Source organism: Rhizobium sp. Root149 (genome assembly GCF_001427345.1).
GTDB lineage: Bacteria > Pseudomonadota > Alphaproteobacteria > Rhizobiales > Rhizobiaceae > Neorhizobium > Neorhizobium rhizoryzae.
The window spans coordinates 53,248-79,336 of the sequence record NZ_LMGD01000022.1; the positions used below are offsets into that span (position 1 = coordinate 53,248).

Consider the following 26,089-nt stretch of genomic DNA (forward strand, 5'->3'; position numbering starts at 1 on the left):
GCAGCGCAACGGGTCTGGCGAATGAAACCTCTGGAAATCGAAGTCTTTACATGCCGAAGCGATAATTATGGCGTTCTGGTCCACGATCCCGAAAGCGGATTGACGGCCTGCATCGATGCTCCCGAGGAAGGGCCGATCGTCACGGCAGCGGAAAAGCGCGGCTGGAAGATTACCCATATTTTCACCACCCATCACCACACCGATCACGTCGAGGCCAATCTGGCGCTGAAGGAGCGCTATGGCTGCGAGATCATCGGCCCGATCAACGAAGCGGTTGCCATTCCGGGCCTTGATCGTACGGTCGGGGATGGCGATGAGTTTCAGTTCGGCGAACATCCGGTTCGGGTGTTCGAAACGCCGGGGCACACCGCGGGCCACATCTGTTTCCATTTCCCTGAAGACAAGATCCTGTTTGCCGCCGATACGCTTTTCGCGCTGGGCTGTGGGCGCCTGTTTGAGCGAACCGCCGCCGATATGTGGCATTCCTTCCAGAAACTGGCCGTACTGCCGGATGAGACGGCCATCTACTTTGGCCATGAGTATACGCAATCCAATGCCCGCTTTGCGCTGAGCGTGGACGGTAGCAACGAAGTGCTTCAGCGACGCGCCCGCCAGATCGATGAATTGCGCGCCGAAGGCAAGTTCACGATACCCACCATGATGGGGCTGGAAAAGGAAACCAATCCTTTCCTGCGCGTGGCAGATCCTGACATCCGCCGCCATCTGGTCATGGAAGGCGCCACCAATGAGGATGTTTTCGCCGAACTGCGCAAGCGCAAGGACAACTTCAAGTGACAGCAGCCGAGATCATAGAGACACTCGGCATGCAGCGTCACCCGGAAGGTGGCTGGTATGTCGAAACCTTCCGCGACACGAATGGCGGGCAGCGCGGACACTCGACTGCCATCTACTATCTGCTGGAACAGGGTGAGCGTTCTCACTGGCATCGGGTCACGGACGCAGTCGAAGTCTGGCATTTCTATGCGGGCTATCCGTTGAAGCTTCGGCTGGCAAAGGATAGCGAGAACCCGCGTGAAGCCATTCTCGGTCCGGATCTGCAACAGGGCCAGAGACCGCAGGTCATCGTCGAGGCCAATGAATGGCAGTCGGCCGAACCCATGGGTGCCTTCACCCTCGTCGGCTGCACCGTTTCACCCGGCTTCGAATTCTCGAAATTCGAGATGGCCGAACCCGGCTGGGAGCCGGGCACATAACGTTTATTCAGCGGGGGCTTCGCTTCGCTTAGGCTTCCGCCGGATCATCTCCTTTGCCGCCAGCATGGCACCACCGGTAATCAGCAGGCAGGCGAGACCAATCCTGAGACTTGGTTCCGCAAAGCCGAAGAGCGTGAGGATGAGGGTCGAGAGCAGCGGTGCTGCATAGCTGGCTGCACCCAGAATCTGGATATCGCCGTTTTTCACGCCGTAATCCCAGGCGTAGAACGCAGCGCCGACCGGCAGCAGGCCAAGACCGATCACGGCGGCCCATTCGCTGCCATTGGCAGGCCAGACGGTCGTTTCCAGAGCCAGATGGCAGAGGAAAGAAAGCGCTGATGTGGCGAGGCAGAAGCCGGTCACGACATCGGTGGAAACCGCCTCGAAACGCCGGGTCAACAGCGAATAGCCGGACCAGGTGAAGGCGCAGAGAAAGGCCGCACCATAGCCCAAGAGATAGGCCTGATCAAAATTGAGGCCCGAGCGGGAAATGATGGCGAAGGTTCCGGCAAGACCGGCAATCGCACCGGCCACATGGAACCAGCGCAGGCGTTCACCCGGCAAAAGCGCCGAACCCACCACGATCAGCAGCGGCCAGAGATAGGCGATCAGACCCGCTTCGACCGCCGGGGCATTTCGCAAGGCTGTGAAATACAGCGCGTGATAGCCGAACAGACCGCCAATGCCGATGAGCCAGACCTTTGGCGGCTGCCTCAAAAGCTTGATCCGCTCCGGCTTGACCGCCAGCAGCAAGACGCCTGGCAGGCTGCCGATGGCAAAGGTGATTGCAGCCAGCTGAAACGGTGGCATGGTGCCGGAGGCGGCAGTCATCAGTGCCAGCAGCGACCACATGAGAATGGCCGTAAAGCCAATCAGCGTTCCCCGAACCTTCATCCCCGCCCCTTCGATCTGCCCCATCGGGCGGAACGGGCACAGGCACCCTTAACCGCCGTATTTCGTTGCCGTTACATAGACATCGCCGACCTTGGTCGGAATGCGTGCATAGACGGGAGCGTATACATTAGCGCCCTCTGCCTTTGCAAACCACACTTCCATGCGCTGCTTCTTCAGGAACTCGATATCGCTGCGCCCCTTGCGATAGCCGGCTTTTGGTTCATAGCGCACCTCGCAAACCAGCGCATCGCCCTTGAAACCCTTGGTCGAGAACGGCTTCGAACCCTTTGGCGAAAGCACGAGATCCATGCGCGACTCACCGTCATAAACCTGCATGCGCGATGGGCAGACAGAGGCGCCATCCGGGAAAATCAGACCCGAAATCGGGTCCATGACCGAACGAAGATCCGCTTCGGTGACCGGCACCCAACTGGCCGGGCGCGTGCCCGGTTCAGGCGAAATGGAGGTGGAGACCACATCGCCATTCCGATAACCCACATTGTAGATGCGGGTTTTCTTCCCACGCGTATAGGTGAGTTTGTAGCTGCCGGTCTGCAGCTTCTTGCCCTGCACAACCCCCGTCACATCGGTATCGGCGGAGATGCGGCTGAATAGATTGACGAGCCCCGCAGACTTGAAGGATCCAGCGATCTTGTAGTCTTTCGCGTTGAATTCGCTGGCGAAAGACGCAGTGGCGATCGGCAGCAGGCCAAGCGAGATGTCGTATTCGCTGACATGGCGGATGGAGGCGGGCACCGCCGGTTGCGCAGCCAGACCCAAGGCAGCGACAGTCAGGATGAGAATGCTTCGGCCTTGCTTGAGCATGGTCTACTCTTCAAAAACGGATGATGTTAACAATTCTATAACCTTTGCACTGTGGCAACAAAATAGCGAAGCGAAGCGGCCAAGTGCCGGATTTCTGAGTCATTTAAGGATGTTTGTGCCCAGGAATGACTTGACGGCACCGCCCCCACTGACTATAGAACCGCAACTTTCCAATCAGGACCAGTTGGATCGGCAGGCCGGACTTTGTCCGAAACCCCATTCAATTGCAAAGAAGAACAAAGGTGTACCCATGTCCCGTGTTTGCGAATTGACCGGTAAGGGCGTCCAGTCGGGCAACAATGTCAGCCACGCCAACAACAAGACGAAGCGTCGGTTCTTGCCGAACCTGTGCCACGTTACGCTGATTTCCGATGCTCTCGGCCAGCGTTACCGTCTGCGCGTTTCTGCTCATGCCCTGCGCTCTGTTGAGCATCGTGGCGGCCTCGATGCTTTCCTTCTGAAGGCTGACGAGACCGAGCTGTCCATGCGCGCTCGCCTCCTGCGCCGCCAGATCGTGAAGAAGACGGCTGAAGCCGCTTAATTCACGTTCGCGATAGCGTCCGAATTTCAGTGAAGGCTTGGCGGCTCGTCCGTGCAGGCCTTTTCTGTTGTCTATTGTCGTCCTCCAGCTGGTGGCATCACCCAGGGTAAAAAAATGCAGTATCTGCGCGCGACCTCCATCTACATTGCCCTGATGACGCTTGTCGTCGTCTCGTCGAATTATCTCGTCCAGTTTCCGATGCCCGGCACAGTGTTCGGCATCAATCTGAGCGATCTTCTGACCTGGGGCGCTTTCACCTACCCCGCCGCCTTCCTCGTCACAGACCTGACGAACCGCCAGTTCGGGCCAAAGATTGCCCGCCGCGTCGTGTTCGCCGGTTTCGTGGTCGGTGTTGCACTCTCCTTCTACACATCCATGCCCCGTATCGCGATGGCATCCGGCACGGCCTATCTGGTCGGGCAATTGCTGGATATCTCCGTGTTCAACCAGCTGCGGCGTCAAAGCTGGTGGCAGGCGCCGCTGGCCGGTTCCATGTTGGGTTCGGCGCTGGATACGCTGCTGTTCTTCTCGCTCTCCTTCGCGCCGGTCTTCGGCTTTCTGGGCGCAAATGATGACTTCGCTATCGGCTCCGCGCCGATTCTGGGCGTCTTTGCCACGGAAGCACCGCGCTGGATCTCCTGGGCCATTGGTGACTTTGCCGTGAAGCTAATCGTCGGGCTCCTGATGCTCCTGCCCTATGGCGCCCTGATGAGCGTCCTGAAGCCAATGCCGCCTGCAAAGACTGTGTGAATAGAACTGGCGATTCCGTATTTTCGGAATGGCTTTTGGATCTGTTGTCTAAGAACCCGCGTCCATTTCGGGCACGTTCTCGTATTCACGCGGCAGAACCTGCCCGTGGTGTGAAGGTCAGTTCGGGCCGTATCGTGTCGGGATACGGGGTATTCGGTCGGGGCACTGAAGGCTGCCTCGATATGGTAAAAGAAGGTGACACCTCTCAGCGCCCCGTTCAGCGGTTTATGCCCGCGACTTCGGTCTCTCTGCCTGGAATGGCTGCCGGAAAGGTTTGTTGAAACCTATCGGCTCCCGGTGATCCGGCGGATTGAACCGACAGACCTTCCCGACACCATTCCCCATGTGTGCCACACAGGCACGCCTGACGCGCCAGTTCGGAGATGAAACAACAGGCTGGAATCCGTCGCCTGCCATTTCCCCCGTGTCGCCAGAGGGAGACCATTTTCCGCGAACCCGGACGAGAAGGTTTTGCGTCTTGCCCTTCACGCCCGCGCCGGCTCCGCATCGCCAGCACGCCTGCTGGTGTAACCGTTGCGGAACGAGGGAATTGAAACATGAGTGCGAGGGGGTGGCGGAGTGAGGGGCGAAAAAATTTGGGAAGACCAAGTTTTTTTAGGCTGCGGCGTGACCGATCGGACCTGAGTACCAGACGCACAGTCTCTATCCGGGGCTTAACCCCCCTCTGTCCTGCCGGACATCTCCCCCTCAAGGGGGGAGATCGATCCGTGGTTAGCCCTTCGCTCCAGATCTTGCCCTATCGTGCTTAGCAAAACTCCATCGACGGGAGATGGTGCCCGAGCATCTCGCACAGTCTTTATCCGGGGCTTACCCCCCTCTGTCCTGCCGGACATCTCCCCCTCAAGGGGGGAGATCGATTCGTGGTTAGCCCTTGGCTCCAGATCTTGCCCTGTCGTGCTTAGCAAAACTCCATCGACGGGAGATAGTGTGCGAGCATCAGCCGTTCTGCCGATCTCCCCCACTTCAACGGGGAGATGTCCGGCAGGACAGAGGGGGGTATGCGGCGTCCGCGCCATATGGGCATCGCCCGAACTTACTTCCAAAGGTAAAGCGCCTGATTGCATGCGCATGCACGGAATAAATCCCCCACATCTTGCAATTGCAGATGCAACCTTACTGGCATAGGCTGACCGCGGAACCGGAAGTAACGGGCCGGTTCCGGGGTGTCGAAACCTCTCGTACGTTGGGCTGGCATCCGCTAAACGAGATGTCCTCTCAGTCACCGGTTGGTGGCTGAGCGCTTGAGCTTGGCTTATAAGCTCTCCACCTTCTATGGCTGGGGAGGCCCTGACGCATGTCCAAGGTGCTTGCACCTAAAGGTCGGGGCAGTCGTACGTACGCGATTTTCGAACTCCCCGGCCGCCAGAGGCTTCCAAGTGACTTGGCCTTTGGCGTGCCTTCTCCTCCGTTTCAAACACTGCGTGTTACACGATGCGGCGTGTCGGTGGGCGGGCTTTTGATCGTTCACCGGCTGCCCGCGCTCCACGCCTTGAAGACGCGCAGACCGGGAGGCGTCAAAGCCATGAACGATTACAATCTCGCTGCCGACCTTCTGGCCACTTTCCGAGCCTCGCCAGATATCATCAAGGCGTTGCTGGTGATCATACCGCCTGTCTTCTGTCTGGCTCTTTTGAAACTTCTGCTTTCTGTTCGCACCAGAAAAAGGCCGGTTGTCACTGTGCCAAAGGCAGAGGGTCTGGAAGGCGAAATTCTGCTGCCCGCAATTGACCGGGACCGCCTCCCTGTCAGCCCTATTCGGCCAGACGGAATTTCAGAAGCAGATTGCGCTGGAGGATGGAGTGATTATCGTCCGAAATCAGGATCAGATGCGGGCGGCCATCCGGGCCGGTGACCACATCGAGCCCCTCCATATTGTCGATCTGGTCGTTCTGATCGGCTTCCAGAAGCACCGGCCCATCGATAACGGCACCGGGCTTGATGCTATCGCCCGCAATGCGGCGAATGCGCATGCCGACACCACCGATGAAGCTGAAACGCCGCTCCAGAAGCAGCAGATCGCCGCCGGGCAGAAATGCGCCATCCGTGACATCCCAAGGCTCATCGCGCTTCACCTTGAACTGCCCCTTCAATGGACCTTCAAGGATGGCGGCGTAAAGACGGCCCTGCTTGTCCACGCTGCGCTCGGCAATCGTCAGAACGGCGCCCTTGAGCGGACTTGGCTCCGGTGCCACGACAACCGTTTCCAGAGAGCCATTGCCGCGCAATTCACCTTTGGGGATGAGAATGTCGAGCGTGCGAGACGGTTTCGCCGCTTCAAAACCGGGATCAGGATAGATATCGACGCGGTGCCTTCGCTCGAAACTGACGATAACCTGGCCATCCCGAAGCGTTACGCCTTCGGCATCGATATCGCCTTTGCCGGAGGGCTCGTCACCGCTCGCGTCCCGCATCGCAGTAATTTTCAGACTGGATAATCCGGAAGGCCGACCATTCGCGTCATGATCCAGTTCACCCGTCAGCCAGTGGCCCGTGTCGAGGACGGAGACGAAGCTCTTGCCATCCGGGCGAAAACGAATGCTGGACATGGAGCCCAGCAGGGATTCCTTCGAGGTGAACTCCAGACCTCCGACGAATTCAAGGCCGCCGAAGCGTGTCTCGGTCGATCCCGGCTTGAACGTCGCGATCTGGCGCACCTGCACCGGCGCATCCACCGCTTCCGCCGCCTGCCCTGCCAGCGGGAGAACCAAAGCCAGCCAACCGGCCAGAAGAGCGAGCGGGCGCAACCCGCGCTTCGTCCTAGCCTGCACGGCGCACGCCGCGACCACGTCCACGACCGGAATTTTCATCGAACAATGCCGCCAGCTGCTCGGTCATGGCACCGGCCAGCTCGTCCGCATCCACGATGGTGACCGCGCGCTGGTAATAGCGTGTGACATCGTGGCCGATGCCGATGGCCAGAAGCTCGACCGGCGACTTCGTCTCGATCTGCTCAATGACGGCTCGCAGGTGGCGCTCCAGATAATTGCCCGGATTGACCGACAGCGTGGAATCGTCCACCGGGGCGCCGTCCGAAATCATCATCATGATCTTGCGCTGCTCGGGACGACCGATCAGACGATTATGCGCCCACATCAGCGCTTCGCCATCGATGTTTTCCTTCAGCAAACCTTCGCGCATCATCAGGCCGAGATTGCGGCGCGAACGACGCCATGGCGCATCCGCCGACTTGTAGACGATATGGCGCAGATCGTTGAGACGGCCAGGCGTCGGCGGCTTGCCGCTGGCCAGCCACTGCTCACGGCTCTGGCCACCCTTCCACGCCTTCGTCGTAAAGCCGAGAATTTCCACCTTGACGCCCGAACGCTCCAGCGTGCGCGCCAGAATATCGGCGCAAGTTGCCGCAACGGTAATGGGGCGTCCACGCATGGAGCCGGAATTATCGATGACCAGCGAAACAACTGTATCGCGGAACTTCGTGTCACGCTCGCGCTTGAAGGAAAGCGGTTGCATGGGATCGATCACGAGACGCACAAGGCGTGCCGGATCGAGATAGCCCTCTTCCAGATCGAATTCCCACGAGCGATTCTGCTGTGCCATCAGGCGGCGCTGCAGCCGGTTTGCCAGGCGCCCCACAGCGCCCTGCAGATGGGCAAGCTGCTTGTCGAGGAAGGCGCGCAGACGGTCGAGTTCAGCCTCGTCGCACAGTTCTTCCGCCGTGATTTCCTCGTCGAATTCCTGCGTGAAGATGTTGTAATCCACCTTCTCGTTGAAATCGTCGAATGGCAGGTTCGGACGCTTGGTTTCTCCGGGCGTTTCCGACTGGTCCGCATCGTCGTCGGTCATGTCGTCGTCGGAGATTTCCGCGCCGTCCATTTCGCCTTCGTCGAGCTGCTCCTCCGCGGCCTGGCTTTCCTCCGCCGGGGCGGCATCGGAACCAGCGTCTTCCTCTACCTCTTCGTTCTCGGTCTCGTTGCTGCGCGGCTGCTCTTCATCATCCGGATTTTCCATCTGTTCCGGATCGTTTTCCTCATCGCCATAGTCTTCCGCCATCTGCATGGAGGACAACATGTGGCGCACCAGCTTGCCGAAGGCCTGCTGGTCGTCGATGACCGTTTTGAGATTATCAAGATCGCCCGCAATCGTCTGCTCAAAATACGGACGCCAGAGATCCAGCACCTTGCCAGCGGACGCGGGCGGAGCGGTGCCCGTCAGCTTTTCGCGCACCAGCATGGCCATGGCTTCGCCGATCGGCGCATCTTCCTGCCGCTGCACGCCGGAGAAATTCGCCTTCGAATATTTCTCGGCATTCATGCTGTTGATGTTGCTGGCAACGCCTTCCATCCGCAGCGAGCCGATGGATTCAACGCGGGCCTGCTCGACGGCATCGAACACGGCGCGCGCATCCGTGCCCTGCGGCGACATGGCCGCATGCACGCTCGTATCATGGCAGGCAAGGCGGAGCGCCATGGAATCGCCCAGGCCACGGGTCACGGCCAGTTCATGCGCGGTAGGCCGCTTCGAAAGTTCGGGAAGGCGGATACGATCTCCCGCCATGCCCGGACGTTCATTGGCGAAGGAAACCTCCACCTCGCCATTGCCCGCGATGGAGCGCACGCAACCGGTAATCGCGCGACGCAACGGCTCGGTATCCACCGGTCCGCCAGTCTTCGCCTTGGTGTTGTCGCCGCGGCCTGCCATGCTCATCTACCTTGCTGCCTGCGCTACCTGCCTCTCGGCACTCAAGCCCCGAGAACGATGTTCGCGGCGCTTTCCTTCAGTTCGACACCGAAGGCACGCTGATACTGTTCTGCCACCAGCGTCCGTTCCAGCTCATCACACTTGTTGAGGAAGGTGATGCGGAACGCGAAAGCGACGTCGCCGAAGATCGCCGCATTTTCCGCCCATGTGATGACCGTACGCGGGCTCATGACCGTGGAAAGATCGCCGTTCATGAAGGCAGAACGGGTCATGTCCGCCACGCGCACCATCTTGGATACGGTTTCGCGACCCTGCGCCGACCCACCGAATGCCTTGACCTTGGCGGCGACAATATCGACTTCCTTGTCGTGCGGCAGATAGTTCAGCGTGGTGACGATCGACCAGCGGTCCATCTGCGCCTGGTTGATCTGCTGCGTGCCGTGATAGAGGCCCGTGGTATCGCCGAGGCCGACCGTATTGGCGGTTGCGAAAATGCGGAAGGCGGGGTGAGGACGGATGACGCGGCTCTGATCGAGAAGCGTCAGGCGGCCCGAGCTTTCCAGAACGCGCTGGATGACGAACATGACATCGGGACGGCCCGCATCATACTCATCGAACACCAGCGCCACATTGTGCTGATAGGCCCAGGGCAGGATGCCGTCCTTGAACTCGGTAACCTGCTTGCCATCCTTCAGAACGATTGCGTCCTTGCCGACGAGATCGATACGGCTGACATGGCTATCGAGGTTGATACGCACGCACGGCCAGTTGAGGCGCGCGGCGACCTGTTCGATATGGGTAGACTTGCCGGTGCCGTGATAGCCGGACACCATGACGCGTCGGTTATGAGCAAAACCGGCCAGGATTGCCAGAGTCGTGTCCCGGTCGAAGAGATAGTCGGGATCGAGTTCCGGCACGTAAGGGTCGCCATTCGAATAGGCGGGAACCTGAAGGTCCGTGTCGATGCCGAAGACATCCCGGACAGAAACGGTGGTATCCGGAAGATTGGTTATATCAAGATCGATTTTGCTCATCACCACTCCACGCCGAACCGGCAAAGGTCCGGTCGCAATCCTCTCTGTCATGTTGCCTTGCACCAGAACGGCTTAGCAGAAACCGGACTGCTTTAACAATTGGTAGGCCTGTATCACAGCCCTAAATCGTTCTTCCGAACCGCGATCGCCGCCGTTCGCGTCCGGATGGTGCTTCTTGACCAGTTCCTTGTAGCGGCTCTTGATTTCTGCCGCTGTTGCGGCTGCCGTCAAGCCCATTGTGTCGAAAGCTTTCGCTTCCAGCGTCTTTACCTTGCGAACCGCGGTCTGCGCACCCGCAGACGCACCGCCGTCACGTACGAAACCGAACGGATCCTTCACCCGGTTGAAGCTGGCCGCAGACCCGGATCGCGTAGACGCATGGCGTGGCGCATCCTTCGCCGCCTTGTTGACGCCGATGGTCCAGGTCGGGCGATGGCCGGTGATCGCCTCCTTCTGGTAGCGCGCAATCTCGCTGTCCGACAGGCCGGAGAAATAGTTGTAGCCCTTGTTGTATTCCTTCACATGCTCAAAGCAGAACAGAAAGAACTGGTTCTCGGCGTTGCGTCCCACGGGTGCACGGTGAGCCCCCGGCTTGTCGCACCCGTCCCACTGGCAGGTCGGCGTTTGCGGCGCCGCATCCTGCTCACGTTTCCGGCGCGTCCGGATGCGGTCGAAATATTTGGAATCGAGTTTCATATGGCCACATTATGGGGTGCGGGACGGGTCAGAACAAGAATTGACAAACCCCTTTGTTGCTGCTTTTTGGACCGCCCTTTTTGTACGTTCACACGAGGTTTTGGATCATGTCCGTTCGCGCCCGAATTGAAGCCGTTCTCACGCAAAACCTCGCTCCCCAGCGGCTGGAAGTGATCGACGAAAGCCATCATCACGCAGGTCACCAGCCGGACATGACCGGTACTGGAGAAACGCATATGCGAGTGCGGGTGATCTCGGATCGTTTCACGGGCATGACCCGCCTTGCAAGGCACCGATTGGTGAACGAGCTTCTGAAGCCGGAGCTGGATGCGGGCCTGCATGCGCTGGCGGTTGAGCCTGCCGCACCGGGTGAAGCGACCCGCTGGTAGCAATGCGACGGTGATTACTGGCCGGGGGGCAGATCTTCCGCCGGCCGGATGCGCAGCTTGGTAATGCGGTTCTTCTCGCGCTTCATGATGATGAAGCGCTTGCCGTGGAAGGTGAAGGTCTGCCGCTCCTGCGGGATCAGCTTTGATTCGTGGATGACGAGACCGGCGATTGTCGTCGCCTCCTCATCCGGCAGACGCCAGTCGAGCGCCCGGTTGAGGTCGCGAATCGGCACCGAACCATCGACGACAATCGATCCGTCTGCTTCCTGACGAACGCCCTGGATTTCCAGATCGTGCTCATCGGCAATGTCGCCGACGATTTCCTCCAGAATATCCTCGAGCGTCACGATGCCCTGAACCTCGCCGTATTCATCCACCACGACAGCAAAATGCATCTTGCGGCGCAGGAAGGCGTTCAGCTGGTCCTTGAGGCTGGTCGTATCGGGCACGAACCACGGCTTCTGAGCGATCTTGCCTACGTCGAGGTCACGCGGCTCCATGTTCGGTTCGGCGAGCGCGCGCAGCAGATCCTTGGCATGAACAATGCCGATGATGTTTTCCGTGGAGCCGCGCCAGAGCGGCATGCGCGTGAACGGACTTTCCAGCACCGTGCGCACAATGACTTCCGGTGGATCATCCGCGTTGATCGCCCGCATCACCGTGCGGTGCTTCATGACGTCAGAAACTTCCAGTTCCTCAAGATCGAGCAATCCACCCAGCCGGTCACGATCAGCCTTGATGACCGAGCCCTCGCGATGCAGGAGGTCGAGAGCGCCGCGCAGTTCCTCATGCGCCGTCAGCATCGACTCCTCGCGAGAGAGATTGACGCCGAACAGAGATAGAATGAAACGCACGATGGCGTTCACCGCACTGGAAAGCGGGCCAGCAATCGCAACGAATATCCGCACGACAGGCGCAACGGTGATGGCAAACCGGTCTGGCGCCGAAATCGCCCAGCTCTTCGGCAGCACTTCCGAGAAGATCACCAGCAGCACGGTCATCACGATAGTGGCAATCGCCACGCCTGACTGACCCAAAATACCTAGGAACAGGCTGGTCGTCAGCGACGAGGCGAGGATATTGACAAGATTGTTGCCGATCAGAAGCGCACCGATCAACCGGTCGCGTCGCTCGATCAACCGGCTCACCAGCCCTGCGCGTTCGTCGCCATTGGCTTCCAGCGTATGCATGCGGGAACGGGACGCCGCCGTCAGTGCCGTTTCGGAGCCGGAAAAAAACGCCGAGAACCCGATCAGCAACAGGATCGAGATCAGCGTCAACCAGTATTCCGCGAGGAAGCCATACAGCTGGTCAAACATTACCGCGCCAAGGTCTCCTTCAGGAAGAGCTCGACCTCCGATGCCGCAACATCATTGGCCACGAAACTCTGGCCGATCCCATGGGTCAGGATGAAGGTAAGCTTGCCGCTCTTGACCTTCTTGTCCTGCGCAATCGCATCCATCAGCACTTCCCTCGGCGGCAGTTCGCCCGGAATATCTGAAATCTCTGTCGGCAGCCCCACGGCCTTCAGATGTGCTTCCACGCGCTTGGCGTCATCGGTGCTGGCAAGATTGAGGCGTGCCGAAAAACGATGTGCCAGAACCATGCCGATGGCGACACCCTCGCCATGCACGAGACGGCTGCTGTCATACTGGGTGGCCGCTTCCAGCGCATGGCCGAAAGTGTGGCCAAGGTTCAGCAGCGCGCGACGGCCAGTTTCGCGCTCGTCCTCCACGACGACATCCGCCTTGGACTGGCAGCTGATGGCAATTGCCTCCGCCCGCGCAGGTCCGCCCGCGAAGACTTCGCGCCAGTTCTTTTCCAGCCACTCAAAGAAGTCCGGCCGATCGATGAGACCATATTTGGCAACTTCGGCGTAACCGGCGCGAAATTCACGCTCGCTGAGGCTATCGAGCGCACTCGTATCCGACAGCACGAGGTCCGGCTGATGGAAGACACCCAGCAGGTTCTTGCCGTGGCGCGAATTGATGCCGGTCTTGCCGCCGACGGACGAATCCACCTGCGACAGAAGCGAAGTCGGGATCTGCACGAAGCGAACACCGCGCCGCACGATGCCCGCCGCAAAGCCCGCAAGATCACCGATCACGCCGCCACCCAGCGCGATGATGGCATCGTTGCGTTCGATGCGGGCCGAGAGCGCCATGTCGCAGACGGCGGCCAGCGGCTCAAGGCTCTTGGTCTTTTCGCCCGGCGGCAATGTCAGCGAGACAGTCTCGACGCCATCGGTCTGGAGGCTGTCCACCAGCCGGTCCAGATACTGGCTTGCGACATTCTCATCCGTCACGATGGCTGCCTTGCGAACCTTCAGGCGCGACGTGATTTCACCACCGGCATGACTGATGAGATCCGGCCCGATCAGGATATCGTAGGCCCGATCTCCCAATGGCACATGAACCACACGCTCGTTTTCACGCGATAATGTCACAGTCACTTCTCAACGCCCCTCGCCCAGCGACGCAACCGCCGCCAGCACTTCATTCGCAACGATTTCCTTGCGCACATCGCGCGATTCCACCGTCAGATCGGATTCGGAATAGATCGGGTAACGCTGGTTCATCAGGTTTTCCAGCGTCTGCTTCGGATTTTCGGTTTTCAGCAGCGGGCGATGATCGCGCTTGTTGACACGCTCCCAGAGAATGTCGAGATCCGCTCGCAACCAGACGGAAACGCCACCGCGCTTGATGACACCACGCGTCCGCTCATTGATGAAGGCGCCGCCACCCGTCGAGATGACCCGCGGTCCGCCTTTCAGCAGCCGCTCGATGACGCGGGTTTCCAGCGCGCGAAACTCCGGCTCGCCATAGCTCGCAAACAATTCGGAAATCGTCATGCGCGAAACGCGCTCGATTTCCACGTCAGTATCGATGAAGGGCAGCGACAACTGCTGGGCGACCATCCGCCCGATGACGGACTTACCAGCTCCCATCAAGCCGATGAAAATGAGATTGCGACGACCGAGAGCCGCGCGCGCCTGCTCGACCAGCGGATTGATGCCGAGGGCAGGCTTCGTGATATCGGGCATCGAATTGGGCATGGGCCTCTCAATAGTCCACAAGATCAGAACCCTATCGACAAATGATTGTTCAGCGTCAAGCACCGGCACAGGGCTTCAGACCATAATCACGCCAAAACTCTCATATCTTGCATGTGGCCTTGCACCTTTGGGCATCAATGCCGATAAATGCGCGGCGACAATCCGGAGCGCTCCATGCCAACACTCTTCCGCTTCCTGTTCACCATTGGCGTCATTGTCGGACTCGTCTATGCGGGACTTTTCGCACTGGCGATCTTCGTGGAACCGCGCGAACGTGACGTGACGGTGCGAATTCCCTCGGAGCGGCTGAACCCTGCCCAGACGCCACCTGCGGCACCGGCAACGCCCGCCACAGGTTCACCATGAGCGATCGCTCCCACGCGCATCTGGAAGCCTTTCTGGAAATGATGAGCGCCGAGCGTGGCTCGGCTGAAAACACGCTGTCTTCCTATGAGCGCGATCTGGATGATCTCTCCTCGTTTCTCTCCGAGAAGAAGACCTCTCTTCTGAAAGCAGACAGCAACGATCTTGGCGCCTACATCGCACACCTTGCAAAGCAGGGCTTTGCTGCATCCTCACAGGCAAGGCGGCTCTCGGCCATACGGCAGTTCTACAAGTTTCTGTTTGCGGAAAACATTCGCGGCGACGACCCGAGCTCCATTCTCGATGCGCCGAAAAAACCGCAGTCCATTCCGAAAATCCTGAGCGAAGCCGATGTGAGTCGTCTTCTGGAGCGAGCGCAGGCAGAAGCATCCGAAGAGGGACCGGGAAGGCTGCTTAGACTTCGGATGCTGGCGCTTCTGGAACTTCTCTATGCCACGGGCATGCGCGTGAGCGAACTGGTGTCGCTGCCGGCAAAGGTGCTGGATCAGGAGGGCCGCTTCCTCATCATCCGCGGCAAGGGCAACAAGGAACGCCTGGTTCCGCTGTCGCGATCCGCCGTGAAGGCGCTGGCAGACTATGCGGACGCGCGGCGCGCGGCGATCGCAGCCGGGGATATCGACAGCCCGTGGCTATTCTCCGCCAGCAGCGAACAGGGCTTCCTGCCGCGCCAGGTCTTCGCCCGAGACCTGAAGAGCCTGGCCGGACGGGCGGGCATCAGGGCCGCGACGATCTCGCCCCACGTCCTGCGCCATGCTTTTGCCAGCCATCTTTTGCAAAACGGTGCCGACCTGCGCGTGGTACAGGAACTCCTTGGACATTCAGATATTTCAACCACGCAAATCTATACCCATGTATTGGAAGAACGGCTCAGAGAAGTGGTTGAAACGCATCACCCTCTTGCAAAAGGCGCGAAAAACCCTGATTAGAGCCCGGGCGGAGCGCGGCACGGCCGCCAAACGATCGGAAAACGGAGCTCATGCATAACGATCTCGACTTCGAAAAGCCCATCTCCGACCTGGAGGCTAAGATCCACGAGCTGAAGAAGCTTGCGGCGGAAGATGAGAGCATCGATACGTCCGAAGAAGTTCAGCGCCTGGAACAACGCATCCAGGAAGCGACACGCGACGTGTACTCCAAGCTGACGCCGGCGCAGAAGACGATGGTGGCCCGTACGGCCCGCCGTCCGCATTTTCTGGACTATGCGAGCCGGTTGTTCACGGAATTCACGCCCCTGGCCGGCGACCGCTCCTTCGGCGAAGACGCAGCCATCCAGGCAGGCCTTGCCCGTTTCCACGGCCAGCCCGTTGCGGTGATCGGCCAGGAAAAAGGCAACGATACGAAATCGCGCATCAAGCACAATTTCGGCAGCCCCCGTCCGGAGGGATACCGCAAGGCAATCCGCGTGATGGAGATGGCGGACCGCTTCGGCCTTCCGGTGATTTCGCTGGTCGATACGGCCGGTGCCTATCCGGGCGTCGGCGCTGAAGAGCGCGGACAGGCGGAAGCCATCGCTCGCTCGACCGAGATGTGCCTTGGCATCAAGGTGCCGATGGTCTCCGTCGTGATTGGCGAAGGCGGCTCCGGCGGCGCAATCGCCATTGCCGCGGCCAACAAGGTCTACATGCTCGAACACGCGATCTATTCCGTCATCTCGCCGGAAGGTGCAGCCTCGATCTTGTGGCGCGATGCGACCCGCGCCCGCGAAGCGGCAACGGCGATGAAGATCACCGCGCAGGATCTGAAGGCGCTGGGCGTGATCGATGACATCATCCCAGAGCCGCTGGGCGGCGCACATCGTGATCCGGAAGCCGCCATCGATGCGACGGGTGACGTGATCAAGGCTGCTCTCGCTGATCTTGGCAAGCTTTCGCCCGAAGCCGTACGAAAAGCACGCCGCGAGAAATTTCTGGCTATTGGCCGCAATCTCTGATGAAATATCGGAAAGATCCGGGAAATCCGGGTCTTTCGCCCTGACCGGGCGCAGCTTGCAAGCATGTCAGCACACTTGACCGTGCTGAAGCGGTTAAGAGAATGTAAAGCTTACCGCTTTATTATCGTGAAAATACTGGGTATTAGGATGAACCTGTACCTGTAGCCCGATTGACGTGATCAGTTCCGATGCGCTTGAAACATATCGCCTACATTCTCCTGATGGCCACCGCGCTGGCTGGTTGTAACGATACGATCGATACGGCCACCATTGACCTGTCGAAGGTCAAGAACAAGACGGAGCAGCCTCTGCCCGACCGCCTCGTTGCGGAAATGCAGAAGCGCAACATGCCGCGCAATTCTCCCATCATGATTCGTGTCTTCAAGGAAGAAGGCAAGATGGAGATCTGGAAGGCGCACGCCGACAACCGCTTCGAGAAGATCACCGATTACGACATCTGCGCCTGGTCCGGCAAGCTGGGCCCCAAGGTGAAGGAAGGCGACCGGCAGGCACCCGAAGGTTTCTACAACCTGACGCCCGCGCATCTGAATCCGAATTCCAAATACTATCTCGCGATCAATACCGGCTTCCCGAACCGTTACGATGCAGCCAATGGCCGCACCGGTTCGAACCTCATGATCCACGGCGCCTGCTCGTCTTCAGGCTGCTATTCAATGACCGATGCGCAGATCCTCGAGATCTACGCCTTCGCGCGCGATGCCTTCAAGGGCGGCCAGTCCAGCGTGCAACTGCAGGCCTTCCCCTTCCGCATGACGGCGGAAAACATGGCGCGGCATCGCACCAGCGAGAATTATGATTTCTGGAAGATGCTGAAGGTCGGCTACGACAATTTCGAGGTGACCAAGCGTCCGCCGGACGTGGGCGTCTGCGGCAAGAAATACGTCTTCAACCAGGAAATGCAGGGAGCGCCGTCTGCCGGTGCCGCCTGCCCGCCAATGTCGACCCCGCCTGCCCTGTCTGCGGCATTGTCGGCTTACGAAAAGCAGTATGAACTGGCCTATGCCAAGGCGGTCGAAAAGCTTGACGGCATGGTGTGGTACGAGCCGACGGAAGCAGAACGCAAGGCCGTGGTTGCAGACAAGCGCAAGGGCAAGGATATCGCCTATGCGCCGACCGGCACATCGCTTGCAGCCGGAAAGCTGGTCAAGCAGGAAGAGTTTGACGTGCTGATGGCCGCTCGCCTGAACAAGGCCGCAAAGCCTGCACCGGGCACGATGCTTGCTTCTGCCCAGCCGGGCGGGGCTGCAGCAAAGCAGGGCCGCGTGACGATGACGGGTTCGGTTCCCGGCCAGCGCTCCACCATGAGCGTAGCGAGCGCCATGGGCACCGGAACTGCACCGCAAGCGGCAGGCCCGATAGCGGTCAGCGCACCGGCAAACGCACCGTCTAACGCACAGTTTGCCTCCATGCAGAAGCAGCCGGGTGCCGGACAATCGTCTGGTAACGCCGCCGCCAGGTCCGCAGGCCAGGTGCCGGTTCCAGCTCAGAACCCGATGGCCTATGCCTCGGTTCAGCAGACGGCCACGCAGGAAGACGCCAAGAAGCCGTTCTGGAAGTTCTGGTAAGCACCTCGATGCCGGGAGAGATCTACGATCTGCGCGGGCTGAAATGCCCGCTCCCGGTTCTCAAGGCCCGCAAGAAACTCTTACGCATGACAAGTGGCAGCGAACTCATCGTTGACACCACGGATCCCTTGGCCGGGATCGACATCCCGCATTTCTGCCGCGAAGACGGTCACATCCTGCTCTCGACCGAGCGGACCGAGGGCGGCCATCGCTTCATTATCCGCAAGGCCTGATCGATAGCCGACTGTCCCGTCGGCCGACCTGGACGATCAGAAGCGCATTCCAGGCACAGCAAGCGGATTATCCTCAAGCGCTGCGCGATCCGGCCGGTCAATCTTCGGCTGGCCCGTAAAGGCCGCGAAAAGATCCTGAACGAATTCCTCCGGCAATCCTTGCGTGATCAGGACCATCCGCGTGCGCCGTTCTGCCCCTTCCGGCCAGCCGGCAAGCCGCTGCGGCGGATGAAAGATGCTCTGCACGCCATGCAGGACCAGCGGACGCTCCGGATTGTCGGAAAGCTGAACGATCGCTTTCATGCGCAGGAGTTTGTCCCCATGCGCGGAGCGCAGCAGATCCACGAACATCTCAACCGCCAGAGGATCGATCGGCTCATCATGGAGGATCGAGAAAGAGCGGATATCCGCGCCATGCCTGTTCACATCATGATGGTGATGATGCCCGTGGCCATGTTCATGGCCGTGCCCGTGCTCATGAGCGTGATCACCATGATCGTGATCGTGATCGTGCTCATGCGCGTGGTGGTCATGATGCTCGTCGCCGTGCTCCCGCTCCTCCTGCAGCCAGCGGGCGACATCTGGCGCCTTGCTTTCGGGATCGTAGAGGCCGTTGACGAGGAGATCGATGGTGCTTGCGGCTGGCAGATCGCCATCGAGAATCTGCGCCCGTGGATTGAGATCGTTCAGACGGCGCAGAACAGCAGAAATGGCCGCAGCATCCGCGAGCGTCTTCTTGGTCAGAACGAGCCGGTCGGCGACCGCCACCTGCTTCACCGCCTCGGGATGGCGCTGAATTGTGGAAACGCCATGCACCGCATCCACAACGGTCACGACGCCATCCAGGCTGAAACTCTGTGCGATGACGGGATTGCCCATGACCGCCTGCATGACGGGAGCGGGATCGGCAAGACCTGTCGTTTCGATCACGACGCGGCGGATAGGCTTCAGGCGACCGGTCTGGATCTGATCCACCAGCGAGGCAAGCGTCTCCACCAGTTCACCGCGCACCGTGCAGCAAAGGCATCCGTTCGACAGTTCCAGCAGCGTATCGCCCGAAGACTCCACCAGGAAGTTGTCGATACCGACTTCGCCGAACTCGTTGATGATGACGGCCGTATCGGACGCAGCCGGATCCTTCAGGATACGATTCAGCAGCGTGGATTTTCCCGCGCCGAGAAACCCTGTGAGAATGGAGACCGGAATAGGTTGACGCGGGGAGGACATCGGCAAGTCTTTCTGGAACACCGTCACAGCGCGGCTGGACGGGGAATGGGAACAGGTACGCTGGCAGGCTGACCCTTCGCGCCTTTTGCAGGCTTCTCGGGCTCCACGACTGGCACAACGCCTGCAAAAGTGAACTGCGGCGGACGTGTCATCTCGTGCACATAGGGCGAATGCAGAACCATGCGACCGGCATCATCACGCCCTTCACTGCGCACCTTTGCCGCCTTCGGATTGCAGATTTGCGCACTGATGTCCACAACCTGATCCTGATCCGGCCCATAGGGAGCAAGCGATGCCAGCGGCACCCCCTCATTGGCAGGCGCCGTCAGCCCCGCCTGCAAAAGTTCGGCGGAATCGTCAGCCCGTCCTCCCAGACTGTCGGATCCCAGCACGACCGAGATCACGCTGCGGCCATTGCGGGTGGCGGACGAGACCTGATTAAAGCCCGATGCACAGATGAAGCCTGTCTTCATGCCGTCGGCACCGTCAAAACGGCCAATCAGCATGTTGAAGTTCGGATATTCCTTGGCACCGGTCGTCACACCTTCCAGCGAGAAATAGCTCTGGTATTCCGGAAAATCGCGCTTCAACTGCAGCGTCAGCACAGCAAGGTCGCGCGCCGTCGTGTACTGGCCCTGACCGGGAAGTCCGTGCGGATTGACGAAGCGGCTTGAACGCATGCCCAGTTGTTGTGCCTGCGCGTTCATCATGGCGACGAACTGATCGTTGGAACCACCGACGGTTTCCGCAACCGCGACCGCGACGTCATTGGCCGACTTCACCATCAGGATCTTCAGCGCCGCATCCAGCGTCATGGATGACCCCGGCTTCAGAAACAGCTTGCTGGGCGGTTGGTCCGCCGCCTTCTTGCTAAAGACGACTGGCGTATCCATGGACACCTTGCCCGACTTGATGGCCTTGAAGGTGACATAGATCGTCATCAGCTTGGTCAGCGAAGCGGGATACCATTTTCGGAAGGCGTCCTGATGCGAGATCACGCGGCCACTGCGCACATCCACGACGATCTTGGGGTTGGCGAGCGCCTGCGTGCTGGCGATGCAGGTCGAGAGAACCAGCGACAGCATGAGGGAGAATGGCTTCGGGAAACGAAGAAGGCGAGTGGACCGGTTCGGCAAGGGATCAGACCTCGTCTGGGACTACGCGTGCGACGTCTTCGCTTGGAACGCGTGAATGAGGCCTAGCAATGGCAAAGATGATTGATTCCGTCAATTCCGCGGCGCAATATGCGCACTTCGATACTATCGTCAAAGTCCTACAGGAAGCGTAATGCCCGTTCTCAATAGAGCAGCCGAACTGCAGCACGAAGTTACCGAATGGCGCCGCCATATTCATGAAAATCCTGGCATTCTTTATGAGGTCGAGGAAACTGCGGCTTTCGTGGAAGCCCAGCTTCGGGCATTCGGCGTTGACGAGATTGTGACAGGCCTGGGACGCACCGGCGTCGTGGGAATCATTCGCGGGCGTCATACCGGTGACGGCGTGATCGGGCTCCGAGCCGACATGGATGCGCTGCCGCTGGAGGAAATTACCGGCAAACCCTATGCATCGAAACTGCCCGGCAAGATGCACGCCTGCGGTCACGATGGACATACGGCCATGCTGCTGGGAGCGGCCAAATATCTGGCAGAGACCCGCAACTTCGCAGGCTCTGTCGCTCTCATCTTCCAGCCTGCCGAGGAAGGCGGCCGTGGCGCGCTGGCCATGGTCGAGGACGGCATGATGGAGCGCTTCGGCATTCGGGAAGTCTATGGCATGCACAATATGCCGGGCATGCCGCTTGGAACCTTCGCAATCCGCAAGGGTGGCATCATGGCGGCCCCGGACAAGTTTTCGATCAAGATCACCGGCCGCGGCGGTCACGCGGCAGAGCCCCATCGCACGGCGGATCCGATCGTGATCGGATCGCAGATCGTCAACGGCTTGCAGATGATCGCGGCACGCAATGCCAATCCGCTGCGCTCCGTCGTGGTTTCCATCACGCAGTTCCATGCCGGAACCACGCACAACATCATCCCCGAGGAAGCCTATCTCACCGGAACCGTCCGCAGCCTGGACGAGCAGGTACGTGATCTTGCCGAAAAGCGGATCCGCCAGATTGCGGAAGGCATCGCGGTCGCCAGTGATGCGATTGCCGAGGTTGACTACGAGCGTTCATGCCCTGTGACGGTCAACCATCCGGAAGAGACCGTCCATGCCGCGCGGGCGGCAATCGATATCGTCGGCGAGACGAATGTGAACACGGAAGTCGATCCCAGCATGGCGGGCGAGGACTTCGCCTTCATGCTGCAGGCCCGTCCCGGCGCCTATATCATGATCGGCAATGGCGATACGGCAGCACTTCACAACCCCGCCTACGACTTCAACGACGAGGCGATCGCCTACGGAATTTCTTACTGGGTGAAGCTGACCGAACAACGCCTTGCGGCATAAGCTCCCGCGCAGCCTCAATCCGGGCTTGTTCCCGGGAATAGGCTGCGGTATGACGAAAGAGCGTGTCCACGTAGCTCAGCAGGATAGAGCACAGGATTCCTAATCCTGGGGTCGGAGGTTCGAATCCTCTCGTGGACGCCACTTCCCCAAAAGAGAGAAGGTACCGAAGCCTGATGTGCTCGATCAAGCTGGCGGTCGCGATGCGCCGCCCCAGCCGAACCAATCGCTGATCAGCCACCAGCCGCCCAGGAACAGGAACGCGGTAAAGGCCAAGGCGCCCAGACCGAATCCCCAGCCGATGAGCACGGTTGCCCCGTCCCGCTGCGCCAGACCTATGCCGATGAGAAAGATGGCAAGTCCCGGAAGCACGTTGCCGAACGGGATGGGAAGCGCGATCAGAACCGCCATGACGAACACGAACAATCCGTGCAGCCGCAGGGCACCATCGCGCGACAACCACGCCATACGGGGCCGCATCCAGCTCTCCAGCCAGGCCAGTTTCGGCACCAGCCACGCCAGCATGCGCTGCAGAAGGCCTTGAGGAAGGGCGGTTCTCGCCAGCCTTTTCGGGAGTAAGAACTCACGCCCGCCAGCAACAAGTTGCAGGGAAAACACGGCAAGTGCGCTTCCGAAGATCATTCCCGCCGGGATACCCGGCGTCGGAATGATCGCCGGAATGGCGAATATCACAAGAACCACCGCCGTAGCCTGGTGGCCCAACCGGTCCAGAAGATCGCCCAGCGTGACGTTTCGTCCGTCGAAAGCCGCAATCAGATCTGCCAGGACAACGGAAATTGGCTTGTGTCCATCAGACAAGATCAAATTCCGTCCAGTTTTCCAGAGAATCCAAATGCGTCAGGCCTGACGCATTTGAGCGGGTACGCGGGGGCAAGTATCTCTTCATGGCAGCGATGTAGTGTCGCTCACGGCAATCCGCCAGAGGCGACGGCGCCCTCGACAGCTACATCTGAAATGACAGCGCTAACACGACCGACGTCAAGATCGATCGCTGGCGCGCAACGCTTCCATGAAGGCCATGCTCTGTTGGCTCAATCGCGCCTCATCCATGAATGCATCAAGACATTCCAGAAGACGTCCACGCCGGCGGGCAACCTCCAACTCGGGCATTGGGCTACGGTTGAAGGCACCAATGCCTGTCAGAAACGCCTGTACTGCCGCACTCAACGACGGGAGCAGGTCAATGAGGTAGACATTCGGCTCCCGGCTGCTCAGGACAGAGCTGATATAGGAAAACAGAGCCTTGGGAATATGGGCAGCATCCTGAAGGTCACACGAAGCGACGAGTTGGCGAACCAGCGCGCCATCAAAATGATCTACGCTCATTGAAATCCCTCAGCATGGATTACGCAAATCGAAAACACATCCACGTTTGAAGCCTTTCATTGCTTCAGTTCTCGCTTCCCGCCCACCTTCACAAGAAAGAGGGCAAGACGATTAAGAGGCACCATTTTACCTCTTGGTAAAAAATTCGGAAAAATATTAGTATTACAAAAGGGGATTATGTCAATAACATACTATCCAGAGGTCTAAACGAAGTGATTCCCGTATCGGAATAAAACATCTTCGCCACCACTGCTCGTTTTATTTTAAATCAAAGCGCCCCAAGATTGTACAATTCAAAGTAACGACTTGGTTCGTACGTGCTCCATTCGAAAGCCGAGGCCCATCAAGCGACCTGCGAGATGAGCCAACAATGGAAAGCGGGCAATATTACGGATGAAGGCAGGAGGGCCCTTTTTCCGCTCCTCATGCACCAACTCCTTGCGGCGATTGGAGCGCATCATCAACTGCAGTTTCTGGGTTGCTTTCGTGGGGAAGAGACGGCGCTTCTCCACAGCCGCGAGATGCGCATCCTGCAGACGATGTCCTGCCAGCGGTTCCGCGAGAATGTTGGCAGCAGCAACAGCATCCTGAATGGCGAGATTGACCCCCACGCCGCCAATGGGAGACATGGCATGCGCCGCGTCGCCGATTGCGAGCAGCCCGGGTTTCCACCACTGCTTCAGCCGGTCGATACGCACCTGCAGCAGGCTGACATCTGACCAGCCTTGAATTTCATCCATCCGCTCGGCTGGCAAGGGAGAAACAGCACGCACCTTGTTGCGGAATTCTTCCAGATCGCGCTGCCGGATCTCTTCGAATGTTTCGCCGCGAACGATATAGCCGCACTGCCAGTAATCGCCGCGATCGATCAGTACGAAGCCCTGTCGCGGACCCGCGTGCCCCATGGTTTGCGCCGGGTCGCCCTCCTGTTTGGACAGCTTCATCCAGACGACTTCGCTGGGACTGCCGAAGCTTTCCACGTCCAGACCTGCCTTTTCCCGAACCACGGAATTGCGACCATCGGCGGCTACGACCAGATCACTCCGCAGCATCAACGTGCCTTCCGCGGTTTCGACCTTGAGGCCCCGAACCCGATGCCCCTCCTCCAGCACCTCTGTGACCCTTGCGCCTGTCAGCAAGCGGAAGTTGGGATAGCGCGCGGCCTGGCTTGCGAGAAAATTCAGGAAATCCCATTGCGGCATGAAGGCGATGAAGCGGTTGCGCACGGGCAGGCGCGAGAAATCCGCCATGGTGATCGTCTGGCCGCCCATCTCGGCCATGAGTTTCGGCGCACGCGTGTGTGGAAGCTTGAGAAGTTCCTCTTCAAGGCCCAGTTCGTAGATCACCTCCAGCGTAGACGGGTGGATCGTATCGCCGCGAAAATCGCGCAGGAAATCATCGTGCTTTTCGAGAACGGTCACATCGACCCCGGCACGCGCCAGAAGAAGCCCCAGCATGAGGCCAGCCGGACCGCCACCTGCGATGGCACAGGATGTGTTCAGAACTTTTTCCACCATGCATGATCTCCCGATTCGCTTGCGACCCGACTCTGCCATCTGGCAATGAAACAGGGGAAATTCAATGCGACTTGATAAGCTCTTGTGAGGGACAGGCGCCGCCTGTAAACGGGCAGGTGAATGAGGAACGGGAAAGAATGACTTCTGCCAGACGCAGCATTTCCATCTTGGGTTCGACGGGCTCCATCGGCACCAATACGCTGGATGTGCTGACGCACCTCGATGAGGCGGACGGTTTCGAGGTTGTCGCCCTGACGGGCGCCGGAAACATCGAGCTTCTGGCCGAGCAGGCAAAGGCGCATCGCGCAAAACTCGCCGTCACCGCCGATGAAAGCCAGTATGTGGCGCTACGCGATCTCATGTCCGGCACCGGTATTGAAGTGGCCGCTGGCCAGACCGGCCTCCTGGAGGCGGCAAGCGCCGAAGCGGACATGGTGATGGCCGCCATCGTCGGCACGGCAGGGCTTGGCCCCACGCTGGCGGCGGCCAAACGCGGCGCAGACATCGCGCTCGCCAACAAGGAATGCCTCGTTTCTGCTGGTGACCTGTTCATCTCAGCCGTCAAAGCTGGTGGCGGTCGTCTGCTGCCGGTCGACAGCGAACACAATGCCATTTTTCAGGTGCTGGAGGAGAACCAGCGCCACGCCATCGAGCGCGTGATTCTCACCGCATCCGGCGGGCCGTTCCGCACCTTTACGCGCGAACAGATGGCGGGCGTGACAGTGGAGACAGCACGCGCGCACCCCAACTGGTCCATGGGCCTGAAGATTTCGATCGACAGTGCCTCCATGTTCAACAAGGCGCTGGAGATGATCGAGGCGAAACACCTCTTCGGCCTCTCGCCGGAACAGGTGGAGGTGATCGTTCATCCGCAATCGATCATTCATTCCATGGTAGGTTATGCGGATGGCTCCGTTCTTGCCCAGCTTGGCTGCCCGGATATGCGCCACGCCATAGGCTATGCCCTGCATTATCCCCGCCGCGGGAAGCTGCCGGTGGAGCGGCTGGATTTCGCCAAGCTCTCTCGACTGGATTTCGAAGCGCCCGATGAGACCCGCTTTCCGGCGCTCCGGCTGGCGCGGCTTGCCATGACACGCGGCGGGGTGCAGGGCGCTGTGCTCAACGGTGCAAAGGAAGTGGCGCTGGAGGCCTTCATTGCGGGCGAGCTTCCCTTCCTCGCCATGGCAGAGATTACCGAAGCCGTCATGGACGAGCTGGCGCATCTGCCGCCAGCAGCAACCATGGATGATGTGTTCGCTGCCGATCTGGAAGCGCGCCACCGGGCGAAGGCGAAGTTACCTTAAGCATTTCCAGGAAAAGTGGCACCCGGTTTTCCGTC

The 26,089-nt window shown here is 59.5% G+C and carries 26 protein-coding genes and 1 tRNA gene; 13 read left to right on the forward strand and 14 right to left on the reverse strand.

All coding sequences use genetic code 11. The annotated features are described in order from the left end of the window. The first annotated feature begins 21 nt into the window (after positions 1-21). Both gloB and ASD54_RS18520 read left to right on the forward strand, forming a co-directional pair. Complete coding sequence (gene gloB, locus ASD54_RS18515) at positions 22-795, forward strand: hydroxyacylglutathione hydrolase (protein ID WP_062556037.1); 774 nt, start codon at positions 22-24, stop codon at positions 793-795. Next, the gene (locus ASD54_RS18520; RefSeq protein ID WP_062556038.1) at positions 792-1,214 is read left to right on the forward strand and encodes a cupin domain-containing protein; all 423 of its coding nucleotides are present in this window, start codon (positions 792-794) and stop codon (positions 1,212-1,214) included. The genes gloB and ASD54_RS18520 overlap by 4 nt, the downstream gene beginning before the upstream one ends. A gap of 3 nt (positions 1,215-1,217) precedes the next feature. Here ASD54_RS18520 and ASD54_RS18525 read toward each other — a convergent pair whose 3' ends face one another. Further along, complete coding sequence (locus ASD54_RS18525) at positions 1,218-2,108, reverse strand: EamA family transporter (protein ID WP_062556039.1); 891 nt, start codon at positions 2,106-2,108, stop codon at positions 1,218-1,220. Positions 2,109-2,156: 48 nt separating this feature from the next. Beyond that, positions 2,157-2,933, reverse strand: coding sequence for a DUF3108 domain-containing protein (locus ASD54_RS18530; RefSeq protein ID WP_062556040.1), 777 nt, complete (start codon positions 2,931-2,933; stop codon positions 2,157-2,159). A gap of 250 nt (positions 2,934-3,183) precedes the next feature. On the opposite strand from ASD54_RS18530, the gene rpmB reads away from it, so the two are divergent. Then, positions 3,184-3,474: a 50S ribosomal protein L28 gene (gene rpmB / locus ASD54_RS18535; RefSeq protein ID WP_062556041.1), complete on the forward strand. Its 291-nt coding sequence runs from the start codon at positions 3,184-3,186 to the stop codon at positions 3,472-3,474. A 114-nt stretch (positions 3,475-3,588) separates the two neighbouring features. Then, a complete protein-coding gene (locus ASD54_RS18540) occupies positions 3,589-4,224 on the forward strand; it encodes a VUT family protein (protein WP_062556042.1) in 636 nt (211 codons plus the stop codon). A gap of 1,772 nt (positions 4,225-5,996) precedes the next feature. Here the strand turns inward: ASD54_RS18540 and ASD54_RS18545 are convergent. The 4 genes from ASD54_RS18545 to ASD54_RS18560 form a co-directional block, all read right to left on the reverse strand. Then, positions 5,997-7,052 (reverse strand): esterase-like activity of phytase family protein, encoded by a 1,056-nt coding sequence (locus ASD54_RS18545; RefSeq protein ID WP_082547279.1) that lies wholly within the window; start codon positions 7,050-7,052, stop codon positions 5,997-5,999. Continuing rightward, complete coding sequence (cobT, locus tag ASD54_RS18550; RefSeq protein WP_062556285.1) at positions 7,003-8,904, reverse strand: cobaltochelatase subunit CobT; 1,902 nt, start codon at positions 8,902-8,904, stop codon at positions 7,003-7,005. The genes ASD54_RS18545 and cobT overlap by 50 nt, the downstream gene beginning before the upstream one ends. 41 nt (positions 8,905-8,945) lie before the next feature. Further along, the gene (cobS, locus tag ASD54_RS18555; protein WP_062556043.1) at positions 8,946-9,938 is read right to left on the reverse strand and encodes a cobaltochelatase subunit CobS; all 993 of its coding nucleotides are present in this window, start codon (positions 9,936-9,938) and stop codon (positions 8,946-8,948) included. A 72-nt stretch (positions 9,939-10,010) separates the two neighbouring features. Beyond that, the gene (locus ASD54_RS18560) at positions 10,011-10,634 is read right to left on the reverse strand and encodes a J domain-containing protein (protein WP_062556044.1); all 624 of its coding nucleotides are present in this window, start codon (positions 10,632-10,634) and stop codon (positions 10,011-10,013) included. Between the two features lie 107 nt (positions 10,635-10,741). On the opposite strand from ASD54_RS18560, the gene ASD54_RS18565 reads away from it, so the two are divergent. Continuing rightward, positions 10,742-11,023 (forward strand): BolA family protein, encoded by a 282-nt coding sequence (locus tag ASD54_RS18565; RefSeq protein WP_062556045.1) that lies wholly within the window; start codon positions 10,742-10,744, stop codon positions 11,021-11,023. Positions 11,024-11,037: 14 nt separating this feature from the next. Here the strand turns inward: ASD54_RS18565 and ASD54_RS18570 are convergent, their stop codons facing one another. Genes ASD54_RS18570 through ASD54_RS18580 form a run of 3 tightly spaced genes read right to left on the reverse strand, consistent with a single transcriptional unit; the run spans position 11,038 to position 14,078 of the window. Continuing rightward, positions 11,038-12,342 carry an HlyC/CorC family transporter gene (locus tag ASD54_RS18570; protein ID WP_062556046.1) on the reverse strand — a complete coding sequence of 435 codons (1,305 nt, stop codon included), beginning with the start codon at positions 12,340-12,342 and terminating at the stop codon, positions 11,038-11,040. Then, complete coding sequence (gene aroB / locus ASD54_RS18575) at positions 12,342-13,475, reverse strand: 3-dehydroquinate synthase (protein ID WP_062556047.1); 1,134 nt, start codon at positions 13,473-13,475, stop codon at positions 12,342-12,344. Before aroB ends, ASD54_RS18570 begins: the two co-directional genes overlap by 1 nt. A gap of 3 nt (positions 13,476-13,478) precedes the next feature. Further along, complete coding sequence (locus ASD54_RS18580) at positions 13,479-14,078, reverse strand: shikimate kinase (protein WP_244484794.1); 600 nt, start codon at positions 14,076-14,078, stop codon at positions 13,479-13,481. 174 nt (positions 14,079-14,252) lie between these two features. Between ASD54_RS18580 and ASD54_RS18585 the strand changes: the two genes are divergently transcribed. The 5 genes from ASD54_RS18585 to ASD54_RS18605 all read left to right on the forward strand — a co-directional run bounded on the left by ASD54_RS18585 (position 14,253) and on the right by ASD54_RS18605 (position 18,211). Beyond that, on the forward strand, positions 14,253-14,444 hold the full coding sequence (locus tag ASD54_RS18585; protein ID WP_062556287.1) for a hypothetical protein: 192 nt from the start codon (positions 14,253-14,255) through the stop codon (positions 14,442-14,444). Then, the gene (gene xerD, locus ASD54_RS18590) at positions 14,441-15,388 is read left to right on the forward strand and encodes a site-specific tyrosine recombinase XerD (RefSeq protein ID WP_062556048.1); all 948 of its coding nucleotides are present in this window, start codon (positions 14,441-14,443) and stop codon (positions 15,386-15,388) included. Before ASD54_RS18585 ends, xerD begins: the two co-directional genes overlap by 4 nt. Positions 15,389-15,438: 50 nt before the next feature. Beyond that, positions 15,439-16,392 carry an acetyl-CoA carboxylase carboxyltransferase subunit alpha gene (locus ASD54_RS18595; protein WP_062556049.1) on the forward strand — a complete coding sequence of 318 codons (954 nt, stop codon included), beginning with the start codon at positions 15,439-15,441 and terminating at the stop codon, positions 16,390-16,392. Positions 16,393-16,580: 188 nt separating this feature from the next. After that, entirely contained in the window at positions 16,581-17,978 is a 1,398-nt protein-coding gene (locus tag ASD54_RS18600; RefSeq protein WP_062556050.1) for a L,D-transpeptidase family protein, read from the forward strand. 8 nt (positions 17,979-17,986) lie between these two features. Further along, the gene (locus ASD54_RS18605) at positions 17,987-18,211 is read left to right on the forward strand and encodes a sulfurtransferase TusA family protein (protein ID WP_062556051.1); all 225 of its coding nucleotides are present in this window, start codon (positions 17,987-17,989) and stop codon (positions 18,209-18,211) included. Positions 18,212-18,247: 36 nt separating this feature from the next. Here the strand turns inward: ASD54_RS18605 and ASD54_RS18610 are convergent, their stop codons facing one another. Continuing rightward, a complete protein-coding gene (locus ASD54_RS18610) occupies positions 18,248-19,438 on the reverse strand; it encodes a GTP-binding protein (protein ID WP_062556052.1) in 1,191 nt (396 codons plus the stop codon). 23 nt (positions 19,439-19,461) lie between these two features. Continuing rightward, complete coding sequence (locus ASD54_RS18615) at positions 19,462-20,523, reverse strand: D-alanyl-D-alanine carboxypeptidase family protein (protein ID WP_062556053.1); 1,062 nt, start codon at positions 20,521-20,523, stop codon at positions 19,462-19,464. Between the two features lie 202 nt (positions 20,524-20,725). Here ASD54_RS18615 and ASD54_RS18620 point away from each other — a divergent pair, with 202 nt between their 5' ends. Together ASD54_RS18620 and ASD54_RS18625 are read left to right on the forward strand one after the other, a co-directional pair. Further along, entirely contained in the window at positions 20,726-21,889 is a 1,164-nt protein-coding gene (locus ASD54_RS18620; RefSeq protein ID WP_062556054.1) for a M20 aminoacylase family protein, read from the forward strand. Positions 21,890-21,953: 64 nt separating this feature from the next. Then, positions 21,954-22,030 (forward strand) — tRNA-Arg (locus tag ASD54_RS18625). A 42-nt stretch (positions 22,031-22,072) separates the two neighbouring features. Here the strand turns inward: ASD54_RS18625 and ASD54_RS18630 are convergent. The 3 genes from ASD54_RS18630 to ASD54_RS18640 form a co-directional block, all read right to left on the reverse strand. After that, entirely contained in the window at positions 22,073-22,705 is a 633-nt protein-coding gene (locus ASD54_RS18630) for an exopolysaccharide biosynthesis protein (protein ID WP_162249593.1), read from the reverse strand. Positions 22,706-22,885: 180 nt separating this feature from the next. Further along, positions 22,886-23,233: a hypothetical protein gene (locus tag ASD54_RS18635; RefSeq protein WP_062556056.1), complete on the reverse strand. Its 348-nt coding sequence runs from the start codon at positions 23,231-23,233 to the stop codon at positions 22,886-22,888. Between the two features lie 293 nt (positions 23,234-23,526). Next, positions 23,527-24,750 (reverse strand): FAD-dependent oxidoreductase, encoded by a 1,224-nt coding sequence (locus tag ASD54_RS18640; protein WP_062556057.1) that lies wholly within the window; start codon positions 24,748-24,750, stop codon positions 23,527-23,529. A gap of 137 nt (positions 24,751-24,887) precedes the next feature. Between ASD54_RS18640 and dxr the strand changes: the two genes are divergently transcribed. Beyond that, a complete protein-coding gene (dxr, locus tag ASD54_RS18645; RefSeq protein ID WP_062556058.1) occupies positions 24,888-26,054 on the forward strand; it encodes a 1-deoxy-D-xylulose-5-phosphate reductoisomerase in 1,167 nt (388 codons plus the stop codon). Positions 26,055-26,089: the final 35 nt, after the last annotated feature.